Source organism: Tessaracoccus coleopterorum (assembly GCF_011174705.1).
Classification (GTDB): Bacteria; Actinomycetota; Actinomycetes; order Propionibacteriales; family Propionibacteriaceae; genus Arachnia; species Arachnia coleopterorum.
The window spans coordinates 1949560-1975192 of the sequence record NZ_JAANIJ010000001.1 but is presented as its reverse complement, the minus strand read 5'-3'; the positions used below and the strand labels follow the sequence as shown (position 1 = coordinate 1975192).

At 71.4% G+C, this 25633-nt stretch carries 28 protein-coding genes and 4 pseudogenes; 7 read left to right on the top strand and 25 right to left on the bottom strand.

The annotated features are described in order from the left end of the window. Positions 1-144 precede the first annotated feature (144 nt). From G7085_RS12720 to G7085_RS12640, 17 genes are all read right to left on the bottom strand, one after another. Positions 145-1671, bottom strand: coding sequence for a hypothetical protein (locus tag G7085_RS12720; protein ID WP_197511231.1), 1527 nt, complete (start codon positions 1669-1671; stop codon positions 145-147). 165 nt (positions 1672-1836) lie between these two features. Beyond that, complete coding sequence (locus G7085_RS12715) at positions 1837-2253, bottom strand: hypothetical protein (protein WP_197511230.1); 417 nt, start codon at positions 2251-2253, stop codon at positions 1837-1839. A 130-nt stretch (positions 2254-2383) separates the two neighbouring features. Next, positions 2384-3016 (bottom strand): hypothetical protein, encoded by a 633-nt coding sequence (locus tag G7085_RS12710; protein WP_197511229.1) that lies wholly within the window; start codon positions 3014-3016, stop codon positions 2384-2386. Positions 3017-3026: 10 nt separating this feature from the next. Next, entirely contained in the window at positions 3027-4718 is a 1692-nt protein-coding gene (locus G7085_RS12705; protein WP_197511228.1) for a hypothetical protein, read from the bottom strand. A gap of 138 nt (positions 4719-4856) precedes the next feature. Continuing rightward, positions 4857-5651, bottom strand: coding sequence for a hypothetical protein (locus G7085_RS12700; RefSeq protein ID WP_197511227.1), 795 nt, complete (start codon positions 5649-5651; stop codon positions 4857-4859). Next, on the bottom strand, positions 5632-8193 hold the full coding sequence (locus G7085_RS12695) for a hypothetical protein (protein WP_197511226.1): 2562 nt from the start codon (positions 8191-8193) through the stop codon (positions 5632-5634). The genes G7085_RS12700 and G7085_RS12695 overlap by 20 nt, the downstream gene beginning before the upstream one ends. After that, positions 8121-8546 (bottom strand): hypothetical protein, encoded by a 426-nt coding sequence (locus tag G7085_RS30375; protein ID WP_197511225.1) that lies wholly within the window; start codon positions 8544-8546, stop codon positions 8121-8123. The genes G7085_RS12695 and G7085_RS30375 overlap by 73 nt, the downstream gene beginning before the upstream one ends. Beyond that, the gene (locus G7085_RS30370) at positions 8501-8887 is read right to left on the bottom strand and encodes a tubulin-like doman-containing protein (RefSeq protein WP_197511224.1); all 387 of its coding nucleotides are present in this window, start codon (positions 8885-8887) and stop codon (positions 8501-8503) included. Before G7085_RS30370 ends, G7085_RS30375 begins: the two co-directional genes overlap by 46 nt. Then, entirely contained in the window at positions 8794-9090 is a 297-nt protein-coding gene (locus G7085_RS30365) for a tubulin-like doman-containing protein (protein WP_197511223.1), read from the bottom strand. Before G7085_RS30365 ends, G7085_RS30370 begins: the two co-directional genes overlap by 94 nt. 29 nt (positions 9091-9119) lie before the next feature. Then, a complete protein-coding gene (locus G7085_RS12675) occupies positions 9120-10040 on the bottom strand; it encodes a hypothetical protein (protein WP_197511222.1) in 921 nt (306 codons plus the stop codon). Further along, positions 10003-11322: a hypothetical protein gene (locus G7085_RS12670; protein ID WP_197511221.1), complete on the bottom strand. Its 1320-nt coding sequence runs from the start codon at positions 11320-11322 to the stop codon at positions 10003-10005. Before G7085_RS12670 ends, G7085_RS12675 begins: the two co-directional genes overlap by 38 nt. A 55-nt stretch (positions 11323-11377) precedes the next feature. Beyond that, positions 11378-11611: a vWA domain-containing protein gene (locus G7085_RS12665; RefSeq protein ID WP_197511220.1), complete on the bottom strand. Its 234-nt coding sequence runs from the start codon at positions 11609-11611 to the stop codon at positions 11378-11380. Between the two features lie 94 nt (positions 11612-11705). After that, complete coding sequence (locus G7085_RS12660; RefSeq protein ID WP_197511219.1) at positions 11706-11996, bottom strand: hypothetical protein; 291 nt, start codon at positions 11994-11996, stop codon at positions 11706-11708. Positions 11997-12186: 190 nt separating this feature from the next. After that, positions 12187-13914: a phosphatase PAP2 family protein gene (locus tag G7085_RS12655; protein WP_197511218.1), complete on the bottom strand. Its 1728-nt coding sequence runs from the start codon at positions 13912-13914 to the stop codon at positions 12187-12189. Next, positions 13911-14087, bottom strand: a complete 177-nt coding sequence (locus tag G7085_RS12650; RefSeq protein ID WP_197511217.1) for a hypothetical protein — start codon at positions 14085-14087, stop codon at positions 13911-13913. Before G7085_RS12650 ends, G7085_RS12655 begins: the two co-directional genes overlap by 4 nt. Before the next feature lie 480 nt (positions 14088-14567). Then, on the bottom strand, positions 14568-15089 hold the full coding sequence (locus G7085_RS12645) for a M23 family metallopeptidase (protein ID WP_197511216.1): 522 nt from the start codon (positions 15087-15089) through the stop codon (positions 14568-14570). Continuing rightward, complete coding sequence (locus G7085_RS12640) at positions 15086-15325, bottom strand: hypothetical protein (protein ID WP_197511215.1); 240 nt, start codon at positions 15323-15325, stop codon at positions 15086-15088. Before G7085_RS12640 ends, G7085_RS12645 begins: the two co-directional genes overlap by 4 nt. A gap of 161 nt (positions 15326-15486) precedes the next feature. Here G7085_RS12640 and G7085_RS12635 point away from each other — a divergent pair, with 161 nt between their 5' ends. Continuing rightward, the gene (locus G7085_RS12635; protein WP_197511214.1) at positions 15487-16839 is read left to right on the top strand and encodes an SDR family oxidoreductase; all 1353 of its coding nucleotides are present in this window, start codon (positions 15487-15489) and stop codon (positions 16837-16839) included. A gap of 9 nt (positions 16840-16848) precedes the next feature. Here the strand turns inward: G7085_RS12635 and G7085_RS12630 are convergent, their stop codons facing one another. The 3 genes from G7085_RS12630 to G7085_RS12620 all read right to left on the bottom strand — a co-directional run bounded on the left by G7085_RS12630 (position 16849) and on the right by G7085_RS12620 (position 17977). Next, entirely contained in the window at positions 16849-17457 is a 609-nt protein-coding gene (locus G7085_RS12630) for a rhomboid family intramembrane serine protease (protein WP_197511213.1), read from the bottom strand. Further along, a complete protein-coding gene (locus G7085_RS12625; RefSeq protein WP_231979480.1) occupies positions 17457-17639 on the bottom strand; it encodes a hypothetical protein in 183 nt (60 codons plus the stop codon). The genes G7085_RS12630 and G7085_RS12625 overlap by 1 nt, the downstream gene beginning before the upstream one ends. Before the next feature lie 149 nt (positions 17640-17788). Further along, a complete protein-coding gene (locus G7085_RS12620) occupies positions 17789-17977 on the bottom strand; it encodes a DUF6767 domain-containing protein (RefSeq protein WP_197513074.1) in 189 nt (62 codons plus the stop codon). Positions 17978-18042: 65 nt separating this feature from the next. Between G7085_RS12620 and G7085_RS12615 the strand changes: the two genes are divergently transcribed. The 4 genes and pseudogenes from G7085_RS12615 to G7085_RS32640 all read left to right on the top strand — a co-directional run bounded on the left by G7085_RS12615 (position 18043) and on the right by G7085_RS32640 (position 20428). Beyond that, a complete protein-coding gene (locus tag G7085_RS12615; RefSeq protein WP_197511212.1) occupies positions 18043-18309 on the top strand; it encodes a hypothetical protein in 267 nt (88 codons plus the stop codon). 163 nt (positions 18310-18472) lie between these two features. Beyond that, positions 18473-19554: pseudogene (locus G7085_RS25985) on the top strand (YibE/F family protein). Further along, on the top strand, positions 19503-19790 hold the full coding sequence (locus G7085_RS12600; RefSeq protein ID WP_231979479.1) for a hypothetical protein: 288 nt from the start codon (positions 19503-19505) through the stop codon (positions 19788-19790). Before G7085_RS25985 ends, G7085_RS12600 begins: the two are co-directional and overlap by 52 nt. Then, entirely contained in the window at positions 19700-20428 is a 729-nt protein-coding gene (locus G7085_RS32640; RefSeq protein WP_197511209.1) for an MFS transporter, read from the top strand. The genes G7085_RS12600 and G7085_RS32640 overlap by 91 nt, the downstream gene beginning before the upstream one ends. Positions 20429-20485: 57 nt before the next feature. Here the strand turns inward: G7085_RS32640 and G7085_RS34950 are convergent. The 4 genes and pseudogenes from G7085_RS34950 to G7085_RS34945 all read right to left on the bottom strand — a co-directional run. After that, positions 20486-20659: pseudogene (locus G7085_RS34950) on the bottom strand (NifU family protein); the annotation flags it as partial. 90 nt (positions 20660-20749) lie between these two features. Further along, positions 20750-20986: a hypothetical protein gene (locus G7085_RS12585; RefSeq protein ID WP_197511208.1), complete on the bottom strand. Its 237-nt coding sequence runs from the start codon at positions 20984-20986 to the stop codon at positions 20750-20752. A gap of 52 nt (positions 20987-21038) precedes the next feature. Further along, positions 21039-22969 (bottom strand): annotated as a pseudogene (gene feoB / locus G7085_RS12580) (ferrous iron transporter B). After that, positions 22966-23252: pseudogene (locus G7085_RS34945) on the bottom strand (FeoA family protein). Before G7085_RS34945 ends, feoB begins: the two co-directional pseudogenes overlap by 4 nt. Before the next feature lie 168 nt (positions 23253-23420). Here G7085_RS34945 and G7085_RS36325 point away from each other — a divergent pair. Then, positions 23421-24428 carry an SIR2 family NAD-dependent protein deacylase gene (locus G7085_RS36325; RefSeq protein WP_456300414.1) on the top strand — a complete coding sequence of 336 codons (1008 nt, stop codon included), beginning with the start codon at positions 23421-23423 and terminating at the stop codon, positions 24426-24428. Positions 24429-24462: 34 nt separating this feature from the next. Here G7085_RS36325 and G7085_RS12560 read toward each other — a convergent pair whose 3' ends face one another. Next, positions 24463-24696, bottom strand: a complete 234-nt coding sequence (locus G7085_RS12560; RefSeq protein ID WP_197511207.1) for a hypothetical protein — start codon at positions 24694-24696, stop codon at positions 24463-24465. A gap of 29 nt (positions 24697-24725) precedes the next feature. Between G7085_RS12560 and G7085_RS12555 the strand changes: the two genes are divergently transcribed. Beyond that, positions 24726-25619, top strand: a complete 894-nt coding sequence (locus tag G7085_RS12555) for a hypothetical protein (protein WP_197511206.1) — start codon at positions 24726-24728, stop codon at positions 25617-25619. The last annotated feature ends 14 nt before the right edge of the window (positions 25620-25633 follow it).

The following is a 25633-nucleotide window of genomic DNA, read 5'->3' as shown; positions in this document are numbered from 1 at the left end:
CCACCCGCCGCCGGTGCGGCCCTCGACCTGGTCGGCGCTGCCGTAGATGAGCTGCGCCATCACAGCCCCAGCTCCAACGTGTAGACGGCCGGGTCGAGCACCGCGACGGCGCCGCACTCGGCGGCGGAAGGTTGACGAACACCCTCAGGAAGGCCTGCGTCGGACCGGCCGGGACCTCGGCGATCTGCGACATCTGCCCCGCCGTGAGCGAAACGACAGGCCGCCCGAAGTCCCTGCCGTCCTCCGGGTAGAGCGGCAGCCGCCCGATCTGGCCGACGACCGCGAGCGGGGTGTCGTGCAGGTCGTCGTCCACCCTGGCGAACACCCGGTACATCGCCGGCCACACGCCCGGGCGGCCGGACCGCCGTCCGCGCCGTAACCGATCACCTGGTATTCGAGTCGCGTGATGCCCGGGTAGTCGATCGACAGGGATCGGAGTAGACGGGCCGTCCGTCGAGGTACACGACGCCGTAGAGATGAAGCGCGCACCCGTTGGACGGCAGCGTGCGGGTGATCCGCATCCCGCCCATCTTCACGTACTGGTCGCGCGTCAGCTGCGCCACCGGCTCGGAGTCGGCCGGGTCGATCGGCTGGCCCTGCGGCCCTGGTAGGCCTGCACGACGCCGACCCCTCGGGCCACGCGAACGTGACGATCTGGGAGTCGACCCGCTCGATCACCTGCCCGTGCGTCGGGGCGTGCGGCGTCACCATGGAGACGATCGGCCCCACCCAGACGGCGTCGTCGGAGACCCAGTGCACCGCCACGAAGTGCGCGCGCACCCAGCTGGGATCGACGGCGAACCCGGTGATCGTCATCAGGCCGCCATGATCGACGGGCGGATAGTTGATGCGGAACTCCGACGTCAGGCGCCCCTGCCCCTCGATGATCTCGAGGGTGCGCGGCTCGTTCTCGATGCCCTGCTCGGGTCGCTCCTGCGTGGCGTAGAGCCGCACCTCACCGTGCCGCGGCCGCAGCCACGAGATGTCGTAGGTGCCGGGTGTGGTGGTCGATCGCACCACCTGCACCTTCACCTGCTCCACGTCGGGCGTCACCCGGACGACTCCTGTGACGGGGCGCGACACCCGCGACGAGCCGTCGGCGAGCTCGGCCACGCAGAACGCGGCGTAGACGATCTCCTCGCCCATCAGCGGCTCAAGGTCGCGGAAGCCGGTGGTGGTCACGTGCGCCCGGTCGAGCTCGCGGGTGATGTCGTAGGCGATGGTGGCGCCCTTGGGGAACCGCTGCACCTCCACCCTGCTGCCCTCGGGCGCGGTGAACAGCGCCGTCACCGTCTGGTTGGCCGTCACCTGCACGGTGAGCCTCGACGGCGGCCACACGATCTGCGAGACGCCGACGAGGCGCGGCTGCGCATGGGTGGCCTCGAGCAGCGTCTGCCCCTGGTTCACCCACACGGCAAGGTACGTCACGGCGCCCGACTGGTGCAGCCGGACGGTGCCCGCGGTGCCCCGCGTCACCCCTACCACTCCCCGAGCTCCGGCGCCCCTGCGGCCAGTTCGAGGCCGACTCGATGATGCGGTACAACGTGACGGGGGCGGCGGTGGGCGCGGGCGACCACGCCAGCCGCACGACGTCGTCTTCGAGGTCGGCCGACAGGTGCCCGTAGGGCGGGCGGGGCCGTCGGCCCAGGAGAAGGTGGCGAACTGCGGCACCCGCTCCCACTCGAGCGGCCCGGCCCCGGCTCGAGGATCGGTTCGGGCACGGTGGCGGTCTGTGGCATGGGGCGGGCGCCGGCTCCGGCTCGGGCGCCGGTTCGGCGGCGCGGGTCGGGGCGGGCTCGCCGCCGAGCGCCGCCGCGATCCCCTGCGCGTACCGGGTCACCAGGGCGTTGGACGCGAGCCGCCCGGCGGCCGCCTCCACCTCGGAGCGACCCGTCGCGCCGCTGGATGCGAGCCGGGCGAGATCCTGGTCGGCGACGGCCGCGACGGCCTCGTCGGGATGCTGGGCGCGCCATTCGAGGAGCCGCTTGAAGCGCGCCTCGGGGCTGAGATCGAGCTCCGGTTCAGGTTCGGCGGCAGGATCAGCTGCGGCAGTCGGCCCGTCGAGGGCGGGCAGCAGCGCCCCGAAGGCGTCGAGGAGCGCGCCCCGACGCTCCCAGAGAATGTGTTGGGCCACTTCGGGCAGCCGGATGTCAAGGTTGGCCCACAACTCCAGGTCACGCTGCGACGGCACGTCTCCGCCCGCGCCTGGGCGGCGTCGATCAGCCACCGCGCCCGCTGTGCTCCGGTGCTCACCAGGTCGCTCCCGGACGCTGACCACCGGTGGGGGCCCCACCCCACTGCTGCTGCGGGTGCGGCTGGGGCTGTGGCGGCTGCCCGATCGGCGGCAGGTTCTCCGGCCTGGGGTCTTGGAGCCTGCGCACCTTCAACCCGAACGGCAGCACGAGCACCGCCCAGTAAGCGGTGACGAGGGCCACCAGCGCGAGCCAGCCACCCGGCCCGACGGTCGCCGCAATCTCCTGGTCGTGCATCCTGCCTGCCTCGGCGAGGAACAGCCCAGCCGGGCCGAAGAGCCAGGTTCCGGCTGCGAGCAGGCCGCCGAACACGGACACGAGCACGCCGGTGACGATGGCGACGCCGTAGCCGCCCCGAACAGCAGCCCGATGGAGGCCAGGATCGGCCCGAGCGCGAGCGCCCACACCATGATGGCGAGCGGCAACACCTGGTTCGGCGCGTACTCCAACTCGCCCGACTGCCCGATGGTCCGGCCATCGATGGTCACCCAGGTCAGGAAGATGGAGATCAGCACCATGAGGCCGGCCACGAAGGCCATGATCATCGCGTAGCGGGCGGGCCCGGTACGGTACGGCGTCCCCGCGGGCTGGTTGCCGAGGAACAGCAGGCCGAACCATGGCAGGAAGAAGCCGGGCAGCACGCCGTGCCACCACGGCCGTCCGGCCCTGCGTGCGAGGGCGATCCCGAACAGCGCGGAGGGCACCGCGTTGATCAGGTAGAAGATGACGAAGGCGGTGAAGTAGGCCGCATTCCCCTCGGACATGCTCTCTCCCCTAGATGAACGAGTCGGACGACGACTGGAGGTGGACGGGCTCCTCCGGCGGAAGCTGGGGCCCGGCGAACTTGGACGCGTCGAAGGCGCCACCCTGCTGGACGACGACCAACGCCACGTCCAGGCCGGTGGAATCCTCCTGCGCCGTGGTGTGACGCACCTGCCGGATGTCGACGACGCCCCGGCGGGTTGAAGATGCCCGGCTGGAACGAACCGGCGGTGCCGCCCGGGCTGTCGAGCCCCTCGATGAACTCGGTGCGCGACACCTCGCGCGGGGCGCCGGTCGCGTCGCGCACCAGCACCCGGCCGAGCAGCAGGTCGCGGGCCTGGGCATCACTGCGGGTGAGTTCGGTGATCCTCCCGGCGACGGCCTCCGGCATGGGACGCTGTGTGGCCGCCCGGCGAGCGCGGTGCTCCACCGGGTGAGCACGGGGATGCCGTCGATCACCGGGTCGCTTCCGAGAAGGCCCGGATCCTGCTGCAGGCGGTGCCGCAGGTTGCCGATGCTCGCGGGCAGGTCGGTCTCGAACGAGCGCCAGGCCTCCGAGAGCCAGCCGGCCCGGAACAACTCGCCCCGCCACCGGTTCGCGACCTCCTCGACGGCCTCGTCGTCGGGCACCGCGACGCCGACCGCGAGATTGAGCGGCATGCCCTGGCCGACGTGCAGCATCCGCTCTGTCGAGGCGTTGACGCGTCCGAGCGGTGCGTGGATGAACGCGCCGAACGCGCGCGACCAGTCGAGGTACTGGCGGTAGGCGCGGCTGATGCGCCGGAGGTCGTCCAGCGCCTCGAGCCGGTGCCGGGTGGCGTCCTCGTACTCGGTGGTCGCGGCGCGGAGCCGGTTGAGCTGCGCGTACAGCCTGGCCGACGACCGCATGTGCAGCACGGCCCCCGTGCCGGCCCAACCGCCGATGATGAGCAGGACGGCGAGGATCAGGAACGGCCAACCGATCACCGAAAGGGCGGTGAGCGCCGAGAAGATCGCGAGCAGGGAGACGGCGACGGCCGACATGACGCGCACGTGGCCGGCCAGGTCGTCCTGCGAGGAGTCGAGGGTGGCGGGCACCTGGGGCTGGCCGCCGAGCCGCTCGACGAGTGAGGTCAGCTCCTGCACCTCGGCGATGGTGGCGCGATGCGCGTCGCCGAGCCGGCGCCCGACGTGGCCGGAGTAGGAGCCGCGGACCCGTCCGGCCCATTCGCGGAGCCGGTTGCGTTCGGCGCTGATCACCTGCCCCAGATGCGGCTGCGTCTGGCTGAGGTGGTCGAGGCGTTCGAAGAGTCTGCCGACGGCGATGTCGTCGCCGGCTTCGATGCGCCAGTTGGGCAGGAACGCGGCGAGGTTCGCGGGCAGGGTGAACGCATTCGACGGGTCGACACCGACGCGGCTGGTGGTGGTGAGCACCGCGCGCTGCGAGCCGTGCGTGCGGGGCGGGAGCTCGGGCGACCGGTTGCCCGCGTCGAGCAGCGTCATGCCGCCGTCGACGAAGTCGCGCCACAGCTGCGGCTTCTGGGCGATGGGCTCGAGTTCGCCGTGCTCCGCGGCGCGGCGCACCACTGAGTCGAGCGACCGCTCGTACTCGTCCCAGGTGGCCGACGAACCGTCGGCCCTGACACCGCGCACCACGACGGCAAATCCCGAGTCGGCCCCACCGAAGACGGCGTTCTGGACGGCGCCAGCGGTGGCCTGCGACATGGAGCGGCCGAACGCGTTGATCGCGTCGCCGGGGCGTTGAGCAGCGCCTTCCCGCGAAGCCGAGGAACTGCCGGACCGCCTCGAGGGCCCCGACCTTCTGCGCGGCGGGCGGCGGGGTGCGGTGCCGGACGCGCGGCATCACGTCGATGTGCTTGCCGAGCAGTTGCTCGGCCATCCGGATGGCCTCCCCTCCTCGTCGGCGATGCTGAGGGCGTAACTGGCGTCCACCCGCGGGGTCGGGTAGCGGTCGTGCACCGAGACGAGGCGCGACGCGAGCGCGTCCTGCACCGAGCCCGACGACAGCGACCGGCTGAAAGCCCGGATCGGCACGATCAGGCCACCGCTGGGGGCCTGCTGATCGTCGAACGGTGCCCGCTCCTGCCCGGCCACAGACCGGTGAGCGAGGCGACGGTGCCGGTGAGCAGCAGCAGCCAGCGGGATCGTCCAGGGAACGGGTGAGCGTGGCCGCCCCTGCGACGGGGACGCCGACTCCTCCGGCGAGACCGCCAGGTTGTGCCAGCCGAAGAGGGTGAGCGCCCTGGTCGACCACTCCGCGCCCGCGCTGCCCGCCGACAGGTTCAGCTGCACCACGGGCACGCTGGAGACCGTCTGCCGGATGGCATCCAGCACGGTGGCGGCGGCCGCCCGGTCGACGGACGTCACGTCCTCGTCGACGACGCCGACGACCGCGAGCCGGATCCTGCCGACCCGCGTGTGCGCGAGGTCCTGCTGCAGGGCGACCGTCCGCACGCCGTCCGACCCGAGCACCGCAGCGGGGACGGCCTCGCGGCCTGCCACGAGCGAGTCGAGGTCGACGATGCGGCACGGGGTCACGAGCCCCTGCACCATCCAGTCGTGCAGCACCGCCTGCAGCGCAACGGCCACCGGCCGTCGCGCCGCGATGACGACGATGTCAGACCCAGACCACGTCATGCTTGGCTCCCTGATCGTCCACCCCGGCGGCCTTGACAAGCTCCTTCAGCCGGTCGAGCGCGGGCAGCGCGATCGGCGCGAGCTCGCCGAACAGCGACATGCGCCGCATGCCGTCGACGTCGAGCTTGAGGGTGAGCGCCCTGACCGACGCCTCGTCGGCACCCCATTCGCCCACCAGCATCCGCTTCAGGCCGTCGATCCACGCCAGCGTCGCCTCGACCCTCGCCTGGGCCGTCTCCGCCGCGGTCGCTCCCTCGGGCACCGAGGTGAGCACCTGCGAGTTGCCATCGCCCTCGAGCGTGACGCCGCCCAGTTCCAGCGGCCTGCCGTAGAAGGCGGCGTTCAGCAGCCGGGTGCCGTTGATGGTCTCGACCGGCCTGCTCTGCTCGTTGCTCTCGGCGCCGTCGATCAGGACGCGCAGCGCCTCGTAGGGCGCGAGCGGCGTCAGGTCGGGGTCGCCGACGCAGCCGACGAACGCTCGGGTGTGGCTCATCAGCACGCCCGCCAGCACGTCGTGCGGGGTGCGGATCGCCGTCTCCTCCGAGGTGAGGAGCTCACCGAAGCGGACCCAGCCGCGCGGCGTGCGCACCTCGGCGGCGCCGTAGGCGTCCTGCCGGACCAGCCCGATGAGGCGGCCGAGGTACCAGCCGGCCACGATCGCCTCGGCCTCCTCCTGATGCATGCCGATGGCCGCGTAGAGGGGACGGGTGCGCTTCCACTGCCACAGGTCTCGCTGCGCGCTGGCGGGCGACTGGGCCCAGCGGGCATTGATCGGTTCGAGCAGCGACGTGAAGCACATCGGCGACACCTTCTGGTACGAGCCGAAGACGTTCACCTTGCCCGCCGTCGACAGCGCACCGGCGAGCGCCCTGCGGAAGTTCTCCCGCGAGGTCACGTCCAGGTCGGGGTTGTTCCCGAGCTGCGTGGCCACCTGCTCGGCCACCGGGTGGGTGCCCTCGAGGGGGATCTCGGAGAAGGAGTAGACGTAGCGGATCTCCGCGTTGTGGAGCCGCTTCGCCATCGGGATGTCCACGCCGACGACGGGGCGGGCCTTCTCCATGGTCTCGACCAACCTGGCCGCGAACCCCTCGTGCCGCTGCTGGCGGTCGATGGCCGTGACGGCCGGGTCGTCGAGGTAGTCGGAGATGGACGCGCCCGCGAAGTTGGCGAACACGTCACCGACGGCGGCCAGGCGCGCGGTGGCGCGCTCCAGCAGGTCGGCGGAGTCCAGGCGCAGCGAGTAGACGGGCCGGGCCTCCGGTGTCGGGGTGCCGTCCGTCGCCCGGTTGGGCAGCACGCCGGGGCGCCAGTGGCTCACCTGCTGCAGCACGTCCTGGGTGACCTTCGAGCCGGTGGTCTCCCAGCGGCCTGCCACCGCCTCGGCGCGGAGCTTGCCGAGCCCGAGGCTGTAGTCGATGGCACCGCCCGCGGACGCCACGACGTCGCTGCGGAACTGGGCAGGGAAGTCGTCGGCGGTGGTGAGCAGGATCTCGTTCTCGGCGTGGTTGAACCGCAGTGGAACGCGGTCGGTCTCGTCGGGCCAGTCGTTGTAGATCGCCGAGTTGAGCTGGGCGAGGCCTGCGCCCGCGGTGTCCTTCGCGCGCTCGACCTCGAGGGTGCGCAGCGCGTTGTTGGCGGCCGCCTCCAACCCACCGAGCACGTCGATGGCGAAGGCGCGCAGCACGCCCGCCGCCACCCGGGCGCCCTCGCGGCGCAGCACGTTCTCCATGGACGACTGCAGCGAGCGCGCGGCGAGCTGGCCGAGCGGGTGGGTGAAGTCGACGGTCTTCTTACCGAGGGCCTGGGCCTGCTGGCCGATCGCCGGGTCGAAGGCAACCGGATCGGCCCCGTCGGCGGTCGCCCCGGCCTGGGCGAGCTGCCCGATGATCTGGTCGGCGAGCGCCCGGACGCGCGTCATCAGCTCGCGGCCGTACGGCAGGCCGAAGTCGGCCACCACCCGCAGGAACTCGGACTTCGCCGACCCCTCGAGCTGGTAGGCCCACATCTCGCCCCACGCGTAGGCCGCCTGCCGCAACTGGTAGCGCGACTGTTCGCGCAGCGCCCCCACCGAGGACGCGACCGTGCCCACCCACTGTGCGGCGGGCGCGGAGCCGGAGTTGCTCATCATGGCGACGCCGGGTGCCGCCGCGTCACGCGCCGCCGCCTCCCAGTGCGGGCGGGGGAAGGCGATGCTCTGGAACCAGTCGGGGATCTGCTGGCCGGGCTGGGGAAGGCCCATCGCGTTCAGCGAGGCGCCGAGCTGGTTGTCCAGCAGCATCCGGAGCTGATCGTTGCCTGGCAGCTGGTTGGTGGGGTTCAGGTGCCCGTCCACCAGGTGGTCGGAGGCGCTGCGCGACAGGCGCTGCGCCGCGTAGTCGAGGTACCGGTCGCGGCCGAGTGAGAGGCTCGCGAAGCCGAGCGACCCGAACGGCAGCGCGCGGCGGTCGGCGCGCCAGCCGAAGCGGCTGCTCATCGAGTCGAGCGGCTGCGGGTTGCCCAGCATGAAGTCGACGTACTGGCTGGTGGCGGCCTCGGAGACCATGGTGCCGGCGAGGGCCCGTGCGATGCCCCGGTAGACGCCGTCGGCCGAGCCGTCACCGAAGAAGGCGCCGTCGCCGCCGATGCGCCGTCCGATCGGGAACACGCGCCCGAACGGCGGGTTGCCCGGGTGAACGGGACGCCGAGCCGCTGGTAGGTCTCGCGGTCGAACGGCTCACTGATCCGGGTGATGGCGCCGAGGATCTCGGGCATCGCACCCATGGCGTTGCCCTCGATGTTCGCGCGCTGCCCGGCGGGCAGCTCCGCGAACACGTCAGCGGTATAGAGGAAACAGCCGATGTTCTGCGGCTTCACGCCTGGGAGCGACCCGAGGACGCGGCACACGTCCAGGAACATCGATGCACCAGAGCCGCCCGCCATGGAACCGATGACAATGGGATGATCACGTTGCTCGTCTGCTCACGGCGGGGAACGTCGCCCCACGCGTTGGGAGCGACCGCACGCGCCTGGGCGGTGACCATCGTCTCGTGCAGGGCGCCGAGCCGCGGCAGCGTCAGCATCCGCCCGACGGCCCGGTACTGGCCCGCGCCGTTGTTGACGGGGATGCCGTTGGCCATCTCGCGGTCGCGCGGCGCCCACCCCATCAGAGGCGCGAAGTTGTTGCCCTTCGCGCCGAGCTGGGCCTCGACGGCGTTGGCCGTGGCGAGGTAGGTGTTGGTGGCCGAGGAGAACGACACGTACTGGCCGCCGAGGTCGCGCACGTCGCCGAGCGGGCGGGGCCCTTGTCGGGATCGACGGGCACGTCGATGTGGACGAACTGCCAGGCGTCGGGCAGTTCGGCGATGCCTCGCGCGCGCAGATCGGCGCGCAGCTGGTCGATCAGGAGGCGGACGGTGCGGCCACCGGAGCCACCGCAGCCGACGATCAGGAACCTACGCACGGATCAATCTCCTCTTTCGAGTTTCGGTGTCACTCACCAGGTGCCCGGCCCGCTGGTCGGGCCGTTTCCACCGGGCGGGTTCGCCCAGGGATCGTATCGGGGTGGGTCTGCGCCTGCGGCGTCGACCATGGGTCGGCCGGCCCGGACGGGGCCGCACCGGGCCGCTCGGGCGGCAGGCCCTCGCGGAGCTTCGCAACGGCCGGGCGGATGTTGGCCCGCACGTCCTCGAGCAGTTCGTTGAAGCCGGGCGCGCCGGGGCGGTGAAGACCGTCACCTCGACCGGGCCCGTCACCGGGCGCTGCGGGTCGAGCGCGACCATCCAGTTGCCCTGCACCGCCAGCGGGAGCTTCGCGTTGCCGCCGACCGACTGCAGCGCCGTCCTGCCTCCGGCCGAGGGTCCGGGGTGTCGACGACGACGTGGCCGGGGCGGTGGGCGAGGCGCCCATCTTCGCCACCAGGGTGCGGCCGGCGACGCTGACCTCGCGACGGTTCGTGAGGTGGGCGACGGCGAGGTTGGCCACCCCGATCGGTACGCCGTTGTCGGTGAACGAACGGGTGTCGTCGACAAGGCCGGAGACGGTGCCGGCGAGGACAGCGTTACCGGGGATCTTCGCCGTGAGGTACTTCACCAGGTAGAGGATGCCGACGGGGATCGCGACGCCGAGCAGCGTCACGAGGATCAGCACGCCCCACAGCACCGGCTGCGACACGGGCCGCGTCTGGCTGAGGTCGAAGGCGAGCTCTGCGGCGATCGGCTCAGCGGTTGAGTCGGAGGCGGCGAGCATCACGGTGGTGGAGCCGGTGAACGAGCCGTTGCCGAGGCCGCCGGGGTCGAGGGTCAGCTCGAGGCTGCCGCCCGCGCACGAGTCGCGGTCGGTGGCGGGCGACATGAGCCGCGCGTTCCCGAGGCCCTCAGGGAAGCCGGTGAACGTCGTCTCCCCGCGAGCCACACGCAGCCCTCGCCCTCGACGGGCACCTGGACGGTGACCGGGTCGGCGGTCTCGGTCGCCCCGAAGCTGATCCGGTCGGGGATGGAGGGAAGTCGAACGGCGGGAGGATGTTCAGCGGGATCGACGCGTGGCGGGGCTCGAGGCGGGTGCCCGGAGTCGTCCTGCCGCCCTCCTCCCACGACTGCGTGGTGACGTCGAGGGTCAGCACCAGCTCGGCGACGCCGGGTGAGAGGCCGTCGAGGTCGAGCTCGATCGGCTCCTCGATCTCCCCTTGACGAGGCCGGACGCGAGCTCGATCGTCTTGCCCCCGCGAGCAGCCGGGCGTCGAGGAACGTCTCGTCGGAGAGTGTGGCCGGGTCGATGCGCTGGCCGCGCCGGTCGACGGTGCCGAGCTCGAGCCTGGCCGGGTCCTCCCCGATCCGGGCCTGCAGTTCGTCGCGGTTGACCAGGAACGGGGCGATGTCGCCCTTGAGCGTGATGGACGAGTTGGCGAGCTGGTCGGTGGCCTCGTCGACGACGAAGACGATGCCCAGGGCCCGGCCCAGTTGTCGGGGCTCTCGCGCACCAGATCGAGCGTCAGCACCCTGGGCGTGACCCACTCCCAGGACAGCGTCGAGCCGCCCAGGTCCTTCTCGCCAGTGCCCTGAGTGAGCTCGATGCTGTCGCCGTCGCGGGTCTTGAGGAAGATCCGGGTGCCGTCCACAGGCGCCTTGGCCGTGGCGTTCACGGCGCCGATGGAGCCGTCAAGCACGAAGGTGCGGGTGCCCTCGGGGCACTCAGAGTCGACGCAGGTGGGCGTCTCACCCTCATCGCCGCGCTCGAGCGAGGTGATGAACTTGAAGATCAGGTCGTCGACGTCGCTGGCCATCAGGAACTCGCCCGGCACCGGCGAGGTGTTGCCGCCGCACCCCTCGCCGGTACTGATGCCCGACATCAGCTCGAAGCTCTCGGGCGGCGCGTCGACCGCGAGCCCCAGCCCGACGGTGATGATGTCGAGGGCGCGCAACTGGTCGGCGAGGCCGCCGGTGCGGCACATGTCGCTCCGGCCGGCGTCGAGCGCGGCCTTCACGTCCGCGGAGGTACGGAGCCGGTTGTCCGGAACCCACGCCTTCGGGCCGCCCCAACGCTGCATGGCCGAGTCGTCGGGGCGCTTGTTGAGCGCGAACTCCCCATCGGAGAACCACATCAGGAGGTTGCAGTTGGCGCCCTCACCCTGGGCGCGGGCGGAGAACTCGCGGCGGACACCGTCCATCGCGGTCCAGTAGTCGGTGTCGACACCCAAGTTCCGCGAGGCGTAGGAGGCGAGGTCGGCATTGATCTTCCCGACCGATCCGGGGTCAGGGGAGCCAGTCGAGCGAACGCTCGAAGGTGCTGCTGAAACCGGCAACGGCGATGTCGACGTTGACGCCCTCGACGTCGGCCAGTGAGTCGGCCAGCCGGCTGACGGTCGCGGTGGCCGCCTTGACGCGGCCTCCCTGCGGGTCGGTGTCGGCGAGGGAACCGGAGGTGTCCATCATCATCAGGACGTTGCCCTGGCCGCCGCCGTTGATGCAGGCGACGAACCGCTCCACGGGTGCCAACTCGTCGGCGGCGGCGGGGTGGCGGCGATCCCGCCGAACCCGAGCCCGGCCGCGACCGCGGCTACCGCCGCGCGGCGCAGGCCGATCATCGCCACATCCCGCGGGCGACGTCGTTCGCGATGAACCAGGCGCAGACGGCGACCACCACGAGGGCCGCCACGATCAGGATCCGGCGTCCCCAGTCGGCGAGGTCGGAGGGTGCGTACCAGCCCGACTCGCGGCGCTTGGCGTCCGCGACGGCGAACATCGCGACGGTGCCGATGGCGAGCGGCCCGGCGAGGATCCAGCCGATCAGCCCGGTCGTCGCGGTGCGACCGATCAGCGCCACCAGCGCGGCGGCGAGCGTCAGGAGCAGGCCGATCCCCAACCAGAGCATCGGGGCCGGTTGGGCGTGACCAGTTCGATCTGCGGGCCGCCGCCGAAGCCGTCGGAGACCTGACGGTCATCGAAGCGTGTCGTCGGGGTCGTCCAGCCATCGGAGGATGCCCCTTGGCCGGACGGCGCACCCTGCCCTGGCTGTGCCCAATTCATGGCTGTCAATGTAGCCGACGGGTGGGCAGAGCCGATCACCGGACCGCGAAATCAGGGGCAGGCAAGACCTGCGTCTGGCCCCGCGGTCGCGGTGATCCATGCCTCAGGCGCCGGTCGAGGGCAGGCCCGGCTTGGGGCCGGGGCGGTCGGCTTCCCGGCGCCCTTGACCAGGGCCAGCACGCCGTCGACGACGCGCAGCTCGTACCCGGCGGGGATCCCTCGACGGAGGCGAAGGCGCCGGTGACCACCTCGGCGGAGATGACCGGGATGGTGTCGGGCAGGGTGTCGAGGCCGGTCAGGTTGAGCACAAGCGTGCCGCCGAGCGTGGCGGTGCCTTCGACCTCCAGGGCGGGCTCGCCCGCCTCGTCGAGGCTCAGCTCGAGCCGTCCGCCGGTTGTCAGGTCGCCCGCCACCTCGACGGTGTCGTCGGAGTTCTCATCCAGCACCCCGCCGGGCAGCGCGACATCGCCCGCGCCGAGCGCCGTCGCGGTAGTCAACACAAGGGTGCCGTCACGCAGGGTGGTTCCGCCGGTGTAGCTGTTGGCACCTGCAAGGGTGAGGGACCCGGTGCCCGACTTGGTGAGGCCACCGGCACCCTCGATGTCGTTCAGCCAGACGTCGGCGGCCGAGAACCCGCCGTCCGCGGCGTCCATGGTCACCTCGACGTCACGGTCGAACGCCCCGAAGCCGTGGGCCGCCGCGAACGGGTTGAGCCTGCCCCAGCCCTCCTTGTCGTCCAGGACCGGGTAGCCGGCCTCCAGCGCCGTGGAGTAGAGCACCCAGCGCTGCTGATCCCCGGTGAGGTAGGGCAGGCGCGACGCGAGCAGCGACTCGGCGCCCTTCGGGACCCGGGGCGCGGAGGCCGACCGCGCCTGCGCCACGGTGCCCGGCTCGTAGCCGAAGGTGACATTGTCGAGGAACTCGGCGAGGTCCGCCTGATAGGCGTCGCGGTCGGTGGAGGTGGGGACGGCCGGGTCGACGAGCCCGGAGACGTCGGCGCGGGCCTGCTCGACGAGGTCGGCGTTGCCCTCGTCGGCCAGCGAGGCCGCCGCGATGGCGGTCGCGAGGACACGTCCGCCCATCACGTCGAGCGCGCTGTGCATGCCCGCCACGACGCGGCTCTCGCCCAGCTCGGAGGCGCGCAGCATCAGGTCGGCGTAGTGCTCGGGCGTCGCGGCGGCCATCGCATAGCCCGCGAGGAAGGCCGCATTGGTGTGCCCGCTGGGGAACCCGCCGTCTCCGGCAGCCTCCGACTCGGGCTTCTGCGCGGGGCGCAGTTCGGGCAGCACGTCGACGTCGGTGCTCCACCGGAACGGTCGCATGTACTGGTAGAACTCCTTGGCGCGGTTGCTGGTGGCCGCGGGGCCACGGACGGTGTTGACGAGCGTCACGAAGCTTCCCAGCTCCGAGTCCGCGTCGGCCCACTCGCCGTTGGCATTGCCGCCGTCGTCGTACTTGACGCTGGTGGCGTCTGCGGGGATCTCGTCGGCGATCGTGGTGCCGGCGTTGATCAGGCCGGCGACCTCGTCGCGGTCCGCGCCGAGACCCTCGAGCATCGAGTAGTTCTGGTTGCGCCGGTCGCTGAGATAGGCATCCTTCCCCTCCTCCCGCGTCCGGGAGCCGGTCATCTCCTCGACGATGGCGATGTTGCGGTCGAGCACCTCTACGTTCAGCCTGGTGCCGTTGTCCCAGCTGGTGCCGGGCTGCCAGAGGTCGAGCATCCGCGACAGCACGCCGATGGCGGGGTTCGACTCCGGCGTCATGTTCGCCGAGGTGTTGTCGAGGTAGGTGTCGAGGTAGAAGCCGTAGGCGGCCGCGTGCGGGGCGATGGCGTCTTCGGGGTGAGCCCATCGTCGGCGACGGTGGGAAGACAGGTCGAGAAGACGGCCGCTGTGCTGAGCGCTGCGAGGACGAAGCGTCGGGTGAGTCGGTTCACGGGAGGGTCCTTCCGGGTGGATCAGGAACCGATACTGCCGGTCCCCACCCGTCGGGGAAGCGTTTTCCCAAACTTTCCATCAGAGTTCGCAGAAAGTTGGCCCGGGGTTCACCGCTCAGTCGGAGAAGACCACGATGTTGTTGAACGTCCAGCCCGTCTTCTTCACGAAGTCGTATCCGCCCGAGGAGCGGGGCTTGGCGTCCACCACCGTCGCCCAGGCGTAGGCGCGGCAGGCGCCCTTGCCCGTGGCTGCCGTGTCGCACTCCGTGTACCACTTACGGCCGTCGGTGCCCTTCCACTCGGCCTTGCCGCCCGAGGGGCATTTCCGAGGGGTTCTCAGCCCACACGCTCCGCGGCGAGGCGGGATAGGTCAGGTTGTTGAAGGTCCACGCCTCCTTGCGGACAAACCTGTCGCCCTCGGAGACGACGGTGGCCGCCCAGATCTCGGTGCGGCAGCGCGTCGTGGAACTCGAGTAGGGCTCACACGCCGTCCGCCAGGCGCGACCGCCGACGGTGTGCTGGCCCGGGTGATGTAGAGCAGTTCGGGCGAGATCGTGTCCTTGTCCGCGATCTCCGGACGGTCCTCATCGCGGAGGGGGTGTCCGCCGCCCGTTCGAGATCGTCAGGGTGGATCAGGTTGTTCGTCACCTTCGGCACGGCGTAGCAGGAGCGGCGCGCGTCGGCCACGACGGCACCGTTCGAGTCGCGGGTCCAGTAGCCGCAGTAGGCGCCACCGGTCGAGTTGATGGTGTAGCCGCCGAGCGAGAGACCGTCGATCGGCACCTCCCTGCCATCCTTCATGAGGCTGAAGTGCACGTGACGGAAGGTTCCGCGGCCGCAGGTCTCGGAGCCGGGCATCGCCGTCATCCCGAGCTTGGTGCCCGCGGTGACCTTCTGCCCGACACTGAAGCCCGGGATCGACTTGAGGTGGTAGTAGCGCGTCTGCCACCCTCCGGAGTGGGTGATGACGACCTGGCAGCCGGCCTTGACGGTCGAGATCACGCCGTCGGCGGCCGCGACGACCGGGACGGACGCACCCCGGAGGCTCCGAGATCGACGGATGACCGCACCCCGGAGCTGAAGGTGTGCGTGCCACCCGCCTGCACCGTCAGACCCCACCCGACGGGCAGCGCCATCGGAAAGTCCGGGAGGTCGTCGGCCCTCGCCGTCGGAGAACCGACGACGCTGAGCACGCCGATCAGGAGCACGGCAAATACCGCGCCTAAGGCCTTCTTCACGTTCGTCTTCCCCTCGAGCGTTTAGGAACCTGGCCGTTCAACACTAAGCGAACCCTGAGGGTTTACCTAGTCTCTCTCAGTTTTTCTCAGGTGATGGTTGAGGGTTTGCCCTGATCCGCGGCTGCCCGGGATAGGCTGGGTTTCCCGACCGAGGAGCGACGATGCCCACGTTCACCCACGTCTCCAGCTACCCGGCGCCCCGCTCGGAGGTGTTCGCCTGGCACACCCGGCCCGGCGGTTTCGTCCGCCTCACGCCACCGGGGCTCGCGGCCCTGCGCAGCGGTCCCACCGACGGGATCAACCCCGGCTCCGAGCTGCCCCTGAGGGTGGGGATCGGCCCCGTCGGCGTCGACTGGCTGGTGCGCCACGTCGAACTGGTCGACAACCAACGCTTCGTCGACGAGCAGGTGCACGGCCCGTTCCGCTCCTGGCGGCACGAGCACGACTTCAGCGACGGGCCCGACGGCGGCACCGTCATCACCGACACCGTCACCTGGGAGCTGCCGCGCGCCGTGCCGCGGTCGGTCGTCGAGCGGCAGTTGGCGGGGCTCTTCGCGTTCCGCGAGCGGCAGCTGCGAGGCGACCTCGCCCTGCTCGCACGGCTGGGAACTCCCTCGTCGACCGTGGTCGTCTCGGGCGCGTCCGGGCTGGTGGGCACCCAGCTGACGGCGCTGCTCACCACCGCGGGCCACCGGGTGGTGCGGCTGGTCCGGCGCGACACCCGGGCCAGGGACGAACTGCGGTGGGAACCCCGCACCCTGTGGCTGCCGAAGGGCGCCCTGGAGGAGGCATCGGTCGTGATCAACCTGTCGGGCGCGACGATCGGTGGCCGCTTCACTCCCACCAGGAAGGCGGACATCCTGCGCTCGCGGATCGACAGCACCACCACCCTGGCCGAGGCCATGGCGCGGGAGGCGACCGGGGCGACGTTGGTGCAGGCCTCCGCGATCGGCGGCTACGGGCCGCGCAGGCCCGGCGAGCTCCTCACGGAGGACTCCGCGCTGGGCAGGGGTTCCTCGCCGACGTCGTGCGGGCCTGGGAGCGCGCGGCAGCCCCGCCCAGCGAGCCGGGGTCCGCACCGTGTTCCTCCGCACCGGCATCGTGCTGAGCTCGGGGGCGGGGCGGTGCCGCCGCAGGTGCCGCTGTTCCTGGTCGGGGCAGGCGGGCGGCTGGCCGGGGCGACCCAGTCGATGAGCTGGATCGGTCTGGACGATCTCGCCCGCGCCTACGTCCACGCAGCGTTCACACCGCCACTCGAGGGCGCCGTCAACGCGGTGGGCCCGACGCCGACGACGCAGCAGGGCTTCGCGGACGCGCTCGGATCCGCGCTGCACCGACCGGCCTGGCTGCCGACGCCCGCGTTCGGCCCAGAGCTGATCCTCGGCTCCGAGGGTCGCTCCGAGCTGATCGACACCGATCAGAAGATCAGCTCGGCCAAGCTGACGGGGTCGGGCTTCCGGTTCGGTGAGCCGACCCTCGACGAGGCGCTGCGGCACGCGTTGGCGCGCCCCTGAGCGCCCCGGTCAGGCCAGCTGCAGTGCCCTCGCCACGATGATCACGACGAACACCGCGGCCACCGCCCCGATCAGTGGCCACTGCAGGTTGCGGCGCTCCTTGGGCAGGTAGGCGAGGATCGCGGCGACGGCGGCACCGCCGAGCAGGCCGCCGAGGTGGCCCTCCCACGAGATGTTGGGGAACGTGAAGGAGATGGCCACGTTGATGCCGAGCCACACGAGGATGTTGCGCACATTGCCCTCGTGCCGGATCGCGAGCACCAGCAGGGCCCCCATCAGGCCGTAGATCGCGCCGGAGGCGCCGACGACCGAGGCCCACGGCTCGGAGAACAGCATCACACCGGCCGAGCCGCCGATCAGCGCGACGAAGTAGACAGCCAGGTAGCGAACCCGCCCGAGGACCTGTTCGATCGACGGGCCGAGCATCCACAGGACGAGCATGTTGAACAGGATGTGCGTGATGCCGACGTGGGCGAAGCCTGAGGTCAGCACCTGCCAGAAGGCCCCGCTTGCGACGCCGTCGACCCAGTGGGTGGCGCCGTTCAGGCCGGCCCCGCAGGCCTGCTCCGGGACGCCGATGAAGATCCGTCCGCCGCCGACGCACTGGCCCTGCGGCATCAGGGCGAGCGACTCGTAGAGGGGCCGTCGTAGCTGTTGGTGATGCGCATCCCTAGCCACACGATCGCGTTGACCACGATCAGGATTATCGAGGTGAGTCGCGGGTCGCGGCTCCGGGCGCCGCCGTGGGGCAGCTCGTGTTGCCGGGTCTCCCGCATCCCGCGGGTGACGCACTCGGGCACTGGAACCCGACGGAACCGGGGATCATGCACTGATGGCAGATGGGGCGCCCACAACGCTGGCACGTGATCCGGGTCTGTTCGTCCGGATGGCGGTAGCAGGCGGCGGGGCTTGATCCATGAACGGGAGGATACCGGCAGGCGGCAAGGGCTCAGCGCAGCTTGGAGGCCCGGAGCGCCTCCCTGGCGTCGGGATCGTCCATGATCAGGTAGACGAGTCCACAGTCCTGCGGGCCGGTGACGCTCGCCTGGCAGAGGGTGCACGGCTCACCGGGGCGCAGCGGGCACTTCGGATCCGGCCTGCGCCGCGCGGGTCTCGTCGGGACGTCCGTTTCCAGCACGTGTCGACTATACCCCTACGTCTTGTAGTAACCGCTGGGCGCGGATCTGCCGGTACGTTGTGCGCATGGGCCACGGACACTCGCACGGCAGCCACGCAGTGGTGGAGGTCGGCCAGCGCGCCCGCACCTACCTGCTCGGCCTGCTCGCGGTATTCGGCGTGCTCGCCATCGCGGGGATGATCTGGCTCTGGCCCAGCTCCACCGAACTGGACGCTGCCCTCACGAAGGTGGTCGACGCCCCGGCGTCAGCTACGCCGATGCCACCATCGTCACCATCACCGAGGGCTGCGAGTCGTCTGTCGCGACGCCGTCGGGAACGGCCGCCTGCCTGACCGCGGTCATCCACATCACAAGCGGGCCGGACGCGGGGCAGACACCACGATCGAGCTCACCGGGGCGAGCGTCCACAACGGGCTCAAGGCCGGCGACGGCATCGAGGTCGCCCGCGTCGAGACCGCCGACGGCACCCACTTCTCGTTCAGCGGCGTCAACCGGATGCCCGTCCTGATCGTGCTGACCGTGCTGTTCATCATCGCCGTGGTCGCCGTAGCCCGCCTCCGCGGCCTCCTCGCCATCGCGGGTCTGGTCGTGGCGGCCGGCGTGCTGATCGGGTTCATGCTGCCGGCCATCATCGTCGGGAAGCCCGGCATGGCGGTGGCGCTGTCGGGCTCGACGGCCATCATGTTCATCGTCCTCTACGTGGCCCACGGCGTCTCGATGCGCACCTCCGCCGCCCTTGCGGGAACGCTGATCGGGCTCGCGGTGACCACCGCGCTCGGGCGATCGCCGTCCGGGCGGCGCGGCTGTCGGGCTTCGCAGACGAGAACGAGTACGACCTCGCCCAGCTGGCGCCCGCCATCAACTTCCAGGACCTCCTGATGGTCGGCATCATCATCGGCGGCCTCGGTGTCCTCAACGACGTCACCATCACGCAGGCGTCCGCGGTGTGGGAGCTGCGCGCCGCGGCGCCCGAGTGGAGCCGCACCAGGGTGTTCGCCGCGGGCATGCGGATCGGTCGCGACCACATCGCCTCGACCATCTACACGATCGTCTTCGCCTACGCGGGCGCCGCCCTCACGGTGCTGCTCATGCTGTTCTTCACCACGCGCGACCTGATGGCCGTCTTCACCCTCGAGATGTTCGCGGGCGAGGGCGTCCGGACGCTCGCCTCTGCGATCGGGCTGATCCTCGCCGTGCCCATCACCACCGGCATCGCCGCCCTGACGGTCGGCCCGGCCAAGGTGGTCGACGAGGCCCGAAGCACGGCGACGAGGCGGCGCGGGCATGAGCGTCGCAGGGGTTCCGGCCGAGGTCGACGCCGTGCGTCGCCGGGCGCTGGTCGTCCTGTCGCTCGGCCAGGTGCTGGGCGGGATCGCGTTCGGCGCGACCGTGTCGCTCGGCGCCGTCCTGGCGGGGCTGTGTCGGGCCGGGAGGACCTGTCGGGTCTCGCCACCGCCGCCGTGACGCTCGGCGCGGCCGCCTTCGCCGTTCCGTTGGCCGCACTGGCCCGGTCTCGGGACGCCGGGTGGCGCTCGCGGTGGGCATGGTGCTCGCGCTCGCGGGCGTCGCACTGGTGATCCTGGCGCGGGCCCAGGACTGGTTCCCGCTCCTGCTCGCCGCGTTCCTGCTGATCGGTGCGGGCAGGCGGCCAACCTGCAGTCGCGGTTCGCGGCCACCGACCTCGCCACCGACGCGACCCGCGGTCGCGACCTGTCGCTGGTGGTGTGGGCCACCACGATCGGCGCCGTCCTCGGCCCGAACCTCGTGGGCCCGGGCGAGGCGCTGGGCCGCCTCGTCGGGATGCCCACCCTGACCGGCGCCTACCTGTTCACGATCGTGGCGCAGGTGGCCGCGATCGCGCTGTACCTGATCTGGCTGCGGCCCGACCCACTGCTGCTCGCGCAGCGGATCGCCACCGACCACGTCGCCGGGGACACCGTGACGGACCGCCCCGACCAGCCACACCGGGCACGGTTCGCGATCCTCGCGATCGCCGCGACGCACACCGTCATGATCTCCGTGATGGCGATGACGCCCGTGCACCTGATCCACCACGGGGCGGAACTGACCGTCATCGGGCTCACCATCAGCCTCCACATCGCGGGCATGTACGCCCTGTCCCCGGTGTTCGGAGCACTGTCGGACCGGATCGGCCGGATCCCGACGGTGCTCGTCGGGCAGGCGATCCTGGTCGCCTCGCTGCTGCTCGCCGTCGTTGGTCAGTCGTCGGTGCCGGTGGTGGGCGCCTCGCTGATTCTGCTGGGCCTCGGCTGGAGCGCCTCGACCGTCGCGGGCGCCGCCCTGCTCACGGAATCAACCGCCCCGCGGCTTCGCACGCGACGCCAGGGCCGGAGCGACCTGATCATGAACCTCGTCGGCGCGGCCGGGGCGACGGGCGCGGGCGTGCTGCTCGATCTGATCGCCTTCCGGGCCTCGCGGCAATGGGGCTGATCGCCGTTGCCGTCGTCACGGTCGGCGCGGCGATCCAGCGTCGACCGCGCTGAGGCCCTACCGGCCCCGCCCGGGCACCGGCAGCCCGAGCCACCCCGACCCGTGCTCTCCGCCGGACCGGGCGATCCGCGTGAGCCCCGGGTAGCGGGCGCGGACGGCCGTCTCGATGCGGTCGTGCAGAGTGGAGGCGGCGGCCGGGCAGTCCTCGCAGGCGCCCCCGAAGTCCAGAGTGAGGGTGTCCCGGTGGCCGCCGACACCGTGATGTGGCCGCCGTGGGAGGCCACGTAGCTCTTCAGTTCCCCTCCAGCACCTCGCGGGCGATCAGGCCGAGCAACTCGGCGGAGTCTCCCTCGACCTCCCAGCCCTCCAGATCGACGGCGTCGGCGACGGCGTCACGGATCCGGGGCCGTGCTCGGCCCAGGTGCGGCCGGGATCGAGCCAGGTCCAGATGCCGCCGCGCTCCACGAACGCCTTCGTCAGCACGCCGTACTCGAGCATCGGCCCGATGGTGCCGGGCGCCGCCGTGACGAGCCCGACGGGGAGGTCGACATCGGTCACCCAGCGGATGGCCTGCGGCTCACCGGGCACGGACTGGGGTGGATGCTGCGTCTCATGTGAAGGCTCCGACGATGGTGTGGGCGAGGAATGCCATCACCCAGGCAGTGACGCTGAGGTAGCCGAACGCGATGGCGGGCCAGCGCCAGGTGCCCGTCTCCCGGCGCATCACGCCGAGCGTCGACATGCACTGCATCGCGTAGACGAAGAACACCAGCAGGGCCGCGATGGTGGCCGGGGTGAAGACAGGCTTCCCCGGTCCGGGCCGTCCTGGTGGGTCCAGCCGGCCAGGGCGGCGGCCGGGTTCTCCGGGTCGGAGGCCGACGCGACCTGGCCGAGCGTCGAGACGAACACCTCGCGCGCCGCCAGCGATGAGATGACGCCGATGTTGACACGCCAGTCGAACCCGAGCGGCTCGAAGACGGGCTCGACGGCGCGGCCCAGCCAGGCCGCGGCCGAGTGGTCGAGCGTGTAGGCGGTGACGGCGACGGAGTCGGCCGGGTCGATCCCGGCCTCGGCGAGATCGGCGCTTCCGGGGATCGGCAGGTTGAGCAGGGCCCACAGCACGACGGTGGTGAGCAGGATGATCGAGGTCACCTTGCGCAGGAACGCCTTGCTCGCATCGAGCACCGAGATGCCGACCGTCTTCAGCCGTGGCAGCCGGTACGAGGGCATCTCCATGTAGAAGGGCAGCGCGGCGCCGGAGCGACCGACCACGCGCTTGAAGAACCAGGCGGCGGCCATCGCGGAGGCCGCGCCGAGCAGGTAGAGGCCGAACATGATGGCGCCCTGGGCCCGGAAGGGTCCCCACCCGAGGTCGGCCGGCACCAGCATCGAGATGAGCAGCACGTAGACGGGCAGCCGCGCGGAGCACGTCATGAGCGGGGCGGCCATCATGGTGGCGAGTCGGTCCCTCGCCGACGGCAGCGTGCGGGTGGCCATGATGCCGGGGATGGCGCAGGCGAGTGAACTGAGCAGCGCCACGAACGCGCGGCCCTCGAGCCCGGCCGTCGCCATGACGCGGTCCATCAGGTAGGCGGCCCGCGACAGATAGCCGGTGCCCTCCAGCAGCGAGATGAGGACGAACAGCAGCGCGATCTGCGGCAGGAACACGAGCACGCCGCCCACGCCACCGATCAGGGCGTCGGCGACGAAGCCCGCGAGCCAGCCGATGGGGATGTTCGCGCGCGCCACCTCGCCGAGCCAGGCGAAGCCCTGCTCGATCCATCCCTGCAGGGGCGCCGCGACCACGAAGATCGTCTGGAAGAAGAGGAACATCGCGGCGAAGAAGATGAGGCTGCCCCACACGGGGTGCAGCAGCACGCCGTCGAGCCTCCCGGTGCGGGAGTCCGGGTCGGGCGGCGCGTAGTGGGCCGACTTCAGCACCGACGACGCCCAGCCGACGACGTCCTGTGGCTCGGTCGGCGGCGGGAACGGAGGCGTCTGCCACCCGGCAGGGTCGGTCAGCACGTCACGGAGGGCCTCGACGCCGCGACGTTCGCCCGCCACCACGGGGAGCACCCGGAGGCCGAGCGCGCGGCCGAGGGCCTCCGCGTCGACCCGCCCGCCGCGACGCACCAGTTCGTCCAGGAACGTGAGCACGACGGTGGTCGGCAGGCCCGCCTGCAACACCTGGGTCACCAGACCGAGTCCGCGCCGGAGGTTGGTGGCGTCCACCACCAGGAGCACGCCGTCCAGGCTGTCGGCCTCGTCGAGCACGGTGGCGACGATCTGCTCATCGGGGCTGATGGGGTCGAGCGAGTAGGTGCCCGGGAGGTCCTCGACGACAACCTGGCCGGTGGCCGTCTCGACAGAGCCCTCGTAGCGGGCCACGGTCACGCCCGGATAGTTGCCGGTCTTGGCCCGCAGGCCCGTCAGGCCGTTGAAGAGCGTGGTCTTCCCGGCGTTGGGTGAGCCGACCAGCGCGACCCTGCGCGCCCCGGTGGGCGCCGGTGCGGGCGCCGCACCGTGGTGCTGGTGGGTCATGCGGCGACCAGGATGCGGCGGGCCTCCGTGCTGCGCAACACGATCTCGATGCCACCGACGCGGAACATGAGGGGGTCACCCAGGGGGCGCGGCGGAGTCGCTCCACCTGCTCACCGGGCGTGAAACCGAGGTCGAAGAGTCGGCGGGTTACCAGATCGTCGACGTCGAAACCGAGGATCGCGGACGCCTCTCCGGCGGGCAGCACGTCGAGTGTGCGCGTCGGGAGCGACAGCGCCTGTGCCGTCGTGCAGCGCCTGGCCGCGAACCGTTCCACGAGCGTCATGAAATTACGCTAACACTTGGTTCGCTATTGGTCACGTGCGGGGTGAGGTAAGCCTCAGCTTGTTCCTCCTCCGCCCACTAGATTTGAGCCCATGGCCAAGGTCTCGTCGTTGTCAGAAGCCGATCGCATCGTCATCCTCAGCGGGGCGGGCTCTCCACCGCGGCGGGCATCCCCGACTTCCGCGGACCCGACGGGCTGTGGACCCGCGACCCGTACGCAGAGCTCGTCTCGAACCTCTCCTGGTACCTGCGCGACGAGGACGTCCGCCGGGCGGCCTGGCGTCGCCGGGTCGATCCCGCCGCCTGGGCCGCGGAACCGACGATCGCGCACCTTGCCATCGCCGATCTCGAGCGGCAGGGCAGGCTCCGCGCCGTCATCACGCAGAACACCGACGGCCTGCAGCAGATCGCGGGCACGTCGCCCGACCTGGTGCACGAGGTGCACGGGTCGATGCGGACGTGGCGCTGCGAGATGTGCGGCCGGACCGGCCCGATGGAGGAGATGGTCACCCGCGTCAACGCGGGCGAGGAGGATCCACGCTGCCCGCACTGCGGCGGCATCACCCGCGCCACCGTCATCCTGTTCGAGGAGGTGCTCGACGCCGACGTGCTCGAGGCCTCGGTGAAGGCGGCCGAGGACTGCGACGCCATCGTGGCGGTCGGCACCACGCTGAGCGTCTATCCCGTCGCCGCCCTGTTCCCGCTCGCCATCGGGAAGGGCGCCTACAGCGTCATCGTCAACGACTCCCCACCACCTATGACGACGAGGCCGACGAGGTGGTCCGCGGCAGGCTCGACGACGTGCTGCCCGGCCTGCTCGCCCCCGGGAGCGGTGAACCGTGTCGTCCGAGGCCGCCGATCTGCTGACCGAGCGCGTGCTGCGCGCCGTCGAACAGGTGGGCCCGGGCACGGTCGTCAGCTACGGCGACATCGCCGAGATCGTCGGGACGACGGCGCGCGTGGTCGGAGGGTGATGAGCCAGTACGGCACCGAGGTCGCCTGGTGGCGGGTCACCAACCGCGACGGCCGCCTGCCGGAGCGTCTGCTGGACGAGGCGCGGGAGCGGTGGACCGTCGAGGGCATCTCCTTCCGCGAACGCGGCTGCCGCATCGACCGGCACCGGGCCGACCTCGAGGTCATCGAGGAGCGGTACCGGGAGGCGATCGGGTCGCTCTGAGGCGCAGGGCGACACCCGATAGGGTCGGTTCCGATCAGGACCGCAGAGGAGCGCCCATGACCACCCGCCCGCTCAGTGCCAACACCCACGTCCACGTTCCCCCGAACGCCTCATCGGATGTGACGCTCGACTCGCTGCTGGCGCAGGCCCGCGACGAGGGGCTCGAGGTGATCGGGACGTCGAACTTCTTCGACCTGCAGGTACTGCCCCGCTTCTTCGAGCACGCGCGGGCCGCCGGCCTGTATCCGCTGGCCGGCACGGAGATCATCACCCTCGACTCCGAGCTCGAGGCGACGGGTGGACGGTCAACGACCCACAGAACCCGGCCGCTACTACCTGCAGGGCCGCGGGCTGAACGTGGAGCGTGCGGCTGCGGGCGACTCGGCGATCGGGCGGGGCATCCGGCGGGCCAACGACGAGCGGGCCGAGCGGCAGGTCGCCCTGATGAGCGGCCTCGTCACCGATGCAGGCCTGCCCAATGCCCTGACGGCGACCACCATCGCCGACGACCTCGCCGCCCGCAGCGAGGTGCCGAGCGGTTGGGTCTCGCTGCAGGAGCGCCACATCGCCCACGCGTTCGCCGACCTGATCCTCGGGCTTCCCGCCGGAGACCGTCAGGCCGTCCTCGGGCGACTGATCGGCGCCACCTCTGACATCGCGGGCGCAGGCGACCTGCAGAACGCCCTGCGCGCGGCCCTGCTCAAGCACGGGCAGGCGGCCTTCGTGCCCGACTCCCCGTGCCCTTCGCCGACGGCGTCGCCCTGGTCCTCGAGCTCGGGGAATCCCCACCTACTGCGCGGTCGCCGATGGCGCCAGCCCCGTCTGCGACTACGAGACTCCCGCGGTCGACCTCGCCCGACGGATCCGCGACGCGGGCTTCCACGCGGCGGAGCTGATCACCGTGCGCAACACGGCGGCCTGCGTCGAGGAGTACGTCGCGGCGTTCCTCGACGCCGGGTTGATCGTGATGGCGGGAAGCGAGCACAACACGCCGAACCGCCTACCGCTGGCGCTGACCTGCCTCGACGGCCCTGTCCCGGGTCTGCTGCCGAGGCGTTCCGCGAGGGGACCGCCATCGTGGCCGCCCACCAGGCGCTCGTCGCGCAGGGTGAGGCCGGCTTCGTGGATGCGCAGGGCGACCTCGTCGACGGCGGGAGGCGGGCCGAGCTGGCAGGCCGGGCCGCGAACTGATCGCCGCGGCCCTG

What these genes read in the sequence shown, in the direction of transcription:
- G7085_RS12635 (WP_197511214.1), top strand. Translation starts at nt 15,487, where the DNA reads ATGCCCACGTTCACCCACGTCTCCAGCTACCCGGCGCCCCGCTCGGAG.
- G7085_RS12700 (WP_197511227.1), bottom strand. Translation starts at nt 5,651, where the DNA reads ATGACGTGGTCTGGGTCTGACATCGTCGTCATCGCGGCGCGACGGCCG.
- G7085_RS12560 (WP_197511207.1), bottom strand. Translation starts at nt 24,696, where the DNA reads ATGATCTCCGTGCCGGCCAGCGGATACAGGCCGGCGGCCCGCGCGTGC.
- G7085_RS12655 (WP_197511218.1), bottom strand. Translation starts at nt 13,914, where the DNA reads ATGACGCCGGAGTCGAACCCCGCCATCGGCGTGCTGTCGCGGATGCTC.
- G7085_RS12695 (WP_197511226.1), bottom strand. Translation starts at nt 8,193, where the DNA reads ATGGTCTCCGAGGCCGCCACCAGCCAGTACGTCGACTTCATGCTGGGC.
- G7085_RS12710 (WP_197511229.1), bottom strand. Translation starts at nt 3,016, where the DNA reads ATGTCCGAGGGGAATGCGGCCTACTTCACCGCCTTCGTCATCTTCTAC.
- G7085_RS12660 (WP_197511219.1), bottom strand. Translation starts at nt 11,996, where the DNA reads ATGCTCTGGTTGGGGATCGGCCTGCTCCTGACGCTCGCCGCCGCGCTG.
- G7085_RS30375 (WP_197511225.1), bottom strand. Translation starts at nt 8,546, where the DNA reads ATGTTCCTGGACGTGTGCCGCGTCCTCGGGTCGCTCCCAGGCGTGAAG.
- G7085_RS12630 (WP_197511213.1), bottom strand. Translation starts at nt 17,457, where the DNA reads ATGCCGCAGGGCCAGTGCGTCGGCGGCGGACGGATCTTCATCGGCGTC.
- G7085_RS12615 (WP_197511212.1), top strand. Translation starts at nt 18,043, where the DNA reads ATGGGCCACGGACACTCGCACGGCAGCCACGCAGTGGTGGAGGTCGGC.
- G7085_RS12705 (WP_197511228.1), bottom strand. Translation starts at nt 4,718, where the DNA reads ATGTCGCAGGCCACCGCTGGCGCCGTCCAGAACGCCGTCTTCGGTGGG.